We start from the raw sequence: 4,247 nt of genomic DNA, 5'->3' as shown, positions 1-4,247 counted from the left end.
CGACAGCGCGATCAGGACGGCCGAGTACGTCAACGTCAGCCGGAACCGGATCGTCTGGGTCCACGCCGGCAGTCGTGCTCTCATGTCTCACCTCTGAGCCGGTAGCCCCGGCCGATCACCGTTTCCAGCAAGGGATCCTCGCCCTCCACCGTGAGCTTGCGCCGCAGCGTGCCGACCGTCACCCGCACGCTCTGGGTGAAGGGATCGGCGTTCTCGTCCCACACGTGTTCGAGCAGTTCCTCGGCCGAGACGACGTGCCCCGGCCGCGACATCAGATACCGCAGCACCCCGAACTCCTTCAGCGTCAGCGCCAGCTCCCGCCCGGACCGGGTGGCCAGGTGCCGCGAGCTGTCCAGCACGAGATCGCCCACATGCAGTTGGGTCGTCCCGTTCGTCACGTCCCGCCGCAGCAGTGCGCGGATCCGGGCCAGCAACTCGACCAGGGCGAACGGCTTCGTCAGGTAGTCGTCGGCGCCCTCGTCGAGCCCCCGGACCCGATCCGCCAGCGAGGCCCGGGCCGTCAGCATCAGCACCCGCAACTCCCGCCCGGACGCTACCTCGATCTCGCCCCGGCGGACCGCCCGGCACAGATCGAGACCGCTGGTGTCCGGCAGCGTGATGTCCAGGATGGCCAGGTCGTACGACGTGGTCGCGAGCTTCTCGACCGCTTCGGCGCCGTTCAGCGCAGTATCCACGGCATAGCCGGCCCGGCCGAGTCCCGAGCGCAGAGCGCTGACCAGGCCTTCCTCATCCTCAACCACCAGTAGTCGCACCCCCTAAAGGTAACGGGGGCGACCGGCAACCACGGTGGACGCTTTCGACGGACTTTCGGTCTTCTTTCCTGACGTTTTCGCGGGCCCCTGATGGTGTGGTGTCCATCAACCTCACCGATCGAAGGAGTTCGGCATGAACCTCCCCGGCAAGCGCCTCCTGCTCGGTACTGCGATCGCAGCGGCCGCGCTGGGTGTCGGCGGCATCGCGTATGCGGCCGGCAACGACCCGACGACGCCCGAGCAGGGATACGTCACCATCGAGGAGGACGCGACCACGCCGTCGCCCGGTGCCTCGACCCCCGATGCCACGTCGCCCGGTGGCTCGGCTGCCGACGGCTCGACGACGGACGGCCGTGACTGCCCGGAGAAGAACGGCGGCCAGGGCCAGGCCCAGCCCGAGACCCAGCCGGAGACGAACCCGCAGGGCAACGCATGACCGCAGTACTGGAACGCGCCCTCTTCGAGGTGAAGCGGGTCGTGGTCGGCCAGGACCAACTGGTGGAGCGGATGCTCGTCGGGCTGCTGGCCCGCGGTCACTGCCTGCTGGAAGGGGTCCCCGGGGTCGCCAAGACGCTGGCCGTCCGGACCCTGGCGGAGGTGATCGGCGGCCGGTTCGCCCGGCTGCAGTTCACCCCTGACCTAGTCCCGGGCGACATCGTCGGGACCCGGATCTGGCGGCCGTCGGCCGAGGGCTTCGACACCGAACTCGGCCCGATCTTCGCCAACCTGGTGCTCGCGGACGAGATCAACCGGGCGCCGGCGAAGGTCCAGTCGGCCCTGCTCGAGGCGATGGCCGAGCAGCAGGTCAGCATCGGCGGGGTCAGCTACCCGCTGCCCGAGCCGTTCCTGGTGCTGGCGACGCAGAACCCGATCGAGTCCGAGGGCGTCTATGCGTTACCCGAGGCGCAGCGGGACCGGTTCCTGCTGAAGATCACGGTCGACTACCCGACCCCGATGGAAGAGCTCACCATCCTGCAACGGATGAGCTCGCACCGGCCACACGCGAACGCAGTACTGACGCCGGCCATGGTGGCGGAGTTGCAGGAGGCAACGGAAGACGTCTTCGTGCACAACGCGGTCGCGGAGTACGTCGTCCGGCTGGTTCACGCGACGCGGGTTCCGCAGCAGTACGGGATCAACGACCTCGGCGGCGTACTGGAGTTCGGGGCGAGCCCTCGGGCCACACTCGGGCTGGTCGCGGCGGGTCGGGCGCTCGCACTGTTACGCGGTAGGGACTACGTGCTGCCCGTCGATGTGTACGACGTCGCGCACGATGTGATGGCGCACCGCCTGGTCCTGACGTTCGACGCGCTCGCCGACGGGGTCGACCCGCGGGCGGTGGTGTCGAGGGTGCTGGGTGTCGTGGAGCAGCCGCACGTAGTACCGGCTGACGACGCGCAAGGCTCCGCAGCATGACTGGTCCGGATCTGGTGGCCGGGAGGGAACGGGCGCTCCGCTCGCTGGAACTGTCGGTCAAGCGGAAGCTGGAAGGCTTCCTGCACGGCGACATGACCGGCTTGCGGAGCGGCCCGGGCAGTGAGCCGAACGAGGCCAGGCCGTACCAGGCGGGGCAGGACGACGTCCGCCGGATGGACTGGAACGTCACCGCCCGCTCGCTCGAGCCGCACGTCCGGGCCCCGCTGGCCGAGCGTGAACTGGAGACCTGGGCGCTGGTGGACGCGTCCGCGAGCATGGACTTCGGGACCGCGCTCAGCGAGAAGCGCGATCTGGCCGTCGCGATCGTCGGCGCCGTCGGACTGCTCGCGGACCGCCCCGGCAACCGGCTCGGCGTACGTGTTGCTCTTGGCAACCAAGTGACCCGGATCCCTGACGGGAGTGGGCCCGCGGCGCTCAGGCGCACGCTCCGCACCCTGCTCTCACTGCCGCGCCCCGCGCTGGGTGAGCACCCGGTCACAGACCTCGGTACTGCGATCACGCGGCTGAACCGGGAACACCCCAGGCCCGGACTCCGGGTGGTCGCCTCCGACTTCCATGGTGATGACTGGGCGGTTCCCCTGCGGCGCCTGGGAGCGCGGCACGAGGTGATCGCCGTCGAGATCCTCGATCCGCGTGAACTCGAACTGCCCGAGGTCGGCCTGCTCACGCTGGTGGATCCGGAGACGGGTCGCCGGCGCGAGATCCAGACAAGCAAGAAACGACTGCGCGAACGCTATGCCGCGGCGATGGCCGCGAAACGAGCGGAGACCGCACAGGCGATCCGCGCGGCCGGTGCCGCCCATCTGGTGTTGCGAACCGACACCGACTGGGTTCGCGACGTCGCCGCCTTCGCCACCGCCCGACGCCGGGCGAACGTTCGCCGAACGCCTCGAGGGAGGACCGGGATCCGATGAGATTCGAGCAACCGCTGTGGCTTTGGCTGCTGCTGGTGGCCGTGGCGCTGGTCGTCGCGTACGTCATCGCGCAACGCCGGCGCAGCGCCTACGCAGTACGGTTCGCGACGCTGCCGATGCTGGAGAAGGTGGCACCGCGCCGGCCCGGCTGGCGCCGGCACGCGCCCGCCCTGGCCTTCCTGGCCGCGATCGTGGTGCTGACCGTCGCGATCGCCCGGCCGGTCACCGATGTCCAGGTACCGCGGGAACGGGCGACAGTGGTGGTGGCGATGGACGTGTCCAACTCGATGGCTTCCACCGACGTCGCGCCGAACCGGTTCGAGGTCGCGAAGGAGGCGGCGACCGAGTTCGTCAACAACCTGCCCGAGCAGTTCAACGTCGGCCTGGTCTCCTTCGCCCGGACCGCGACCGTGGTGTCGCCGCCGAGCACGAACCACCAGGCGGCGGTCGATGCCATCGGCAACCTCCAGATGGCCGACAGCACCGCGATCGGCGAGGCCGTACTGACCAGCCTGCAAGCCATCCAGTCGCTGGACGCCCAGGCGGCCAACGACCCGCCGCCGGCCAGGATCGTGCTGCTGTCCGACGGTGCCAACACCTCGGGCAGTCCGATCGACGAAGGCGCACAGGCCGCGTCGCAGGCCGGCGTACCGGTCTCGACCATCGCCTACGGCACCCCGGACGGCACGATCGACCTCGAAGGCCGGACCATCCCGGTCCCCGCCGACACCGAGTCCCTGCAGGGACTGGCCGAGGCGACCTCCGGTTCCTTCTACTCCGCCGAGAGCGACGAGGAACTCCGCGACGTCTACTCCGACCTCCAGTCGTCGATCGGCTGGACCACCGAGGAACGCGAGATCACCAACCTGGTGGCGGGTATCGCCCTGGCCGCGGCGCTGTTGGCCGGCCTGGCCTCGCTGCTCTGGTTCTCCCGCCTGCCTTGAGCCCGTCTTGAGCATTGCCTCGAGCACCTAGGAGTCCTTGTGAGCCCTCATCTCGGTCAGCCCTTCCGCGGCCCGCACTACCGGCCCGGACCACCTCCGACCGCGCCCGTGGACGCCCCGCCGCCTCCGCTGTCCCCCTTCGCCGTCACCCCGGCCTCCGCCCCGCCGGCACCCCCCTC

Annotated in this window: 5 protein-coding genes; 4 read left to right on the top strand and 1 reads right to left on the bottom strand. The window is 69.9% G+C overall.

The genetic code is table 11. From position 1 onward, the window contains the following. Nucleotides 1-80 precede the first annotated feature (80 nt). On the bottom strand, nt 81-773 hold the full coding sequence (locus VFG33_RS21210; protein ID WP_325054654.1) for a response regulator transcription factor: 693 nt from the start codon (nt 771-773) through the stop codon (nt 81-83). A gap of 133 nt (nt 774-906) precedes the next feature. On the opposite strand from VFG33_RS21210, the gene VFG33_RS21205 reads away from it, so the two are divergent. From VFG33_RS21205 to VFG33_RS21190, 4 genes are read left to right on the top strand one after another with little or no spacing between them, the layout of a single operon-like run. Further along, nucleotides 907-1,209 (top strand): hypothetical protein, encoded by a 303-nt coding sequence (locus tag VFG33_RS21205; RefSeq protein ID WP_325054653.1) that lies wholly within the window; start codon nt 907-909, stop codon nt 1,207-1,209. Beyond that, nucleotides 1,206-2,189 (top strand): AAA family ATPase, encoded by a 984-nt coding sequence (locus VFG33_RS21200; protein ID WP_325054652.1) that lies wholly within the window; start codon nt 1,206-1,208, stop codon nt 2,187-2,189. The genes VFG33_RS21205 and VFG33_RS21200 overlap by 4 nt, the downstream gene beginning before the upstream one ends. Further along, a complete protein-coding gene (locus VFG33_RS21195; RefSeq protein ID WP_325054651.1) occupies nt 2,186-3,124 on the top strand; it encodes a DUF58 domain-containing protein in 939 nt (312 codons plus the stop codon). The genes VFG33_RS21200 and VFG33_RS21195 overlap by 4 nt, the downstream gene beginning before the upstream one ends. Then, nucleotides 3,121-4,068, top strand: coding sequence for a VWA domain-containing protein (locus tag VFG33_RS21190; RefSeq protein ID WP_325054650.1), 948 nt, complete (start codon nt 3,121-3,123; stop codon nt 4,066-4,068). Before VFG33_RS21195 ends, VFG33_RS21190 begins: the two co-directional genes overlap by 4 nt. Nucleotides 4,069-4,247 lie beyond the last annotated feature (179 nt).

Source organism: Kribbella sp. (assembly GCF_035687465.1).
GTDB lineage: Bacteria > Actinomycetota > Actinomycetes > Propionibacteriales > Kribbellaceae > Kribbella.
Note: the sequence above shows the minus strand (reverse complement) of the source record. Positions and strands in the feature narration are given on the sequence as shown.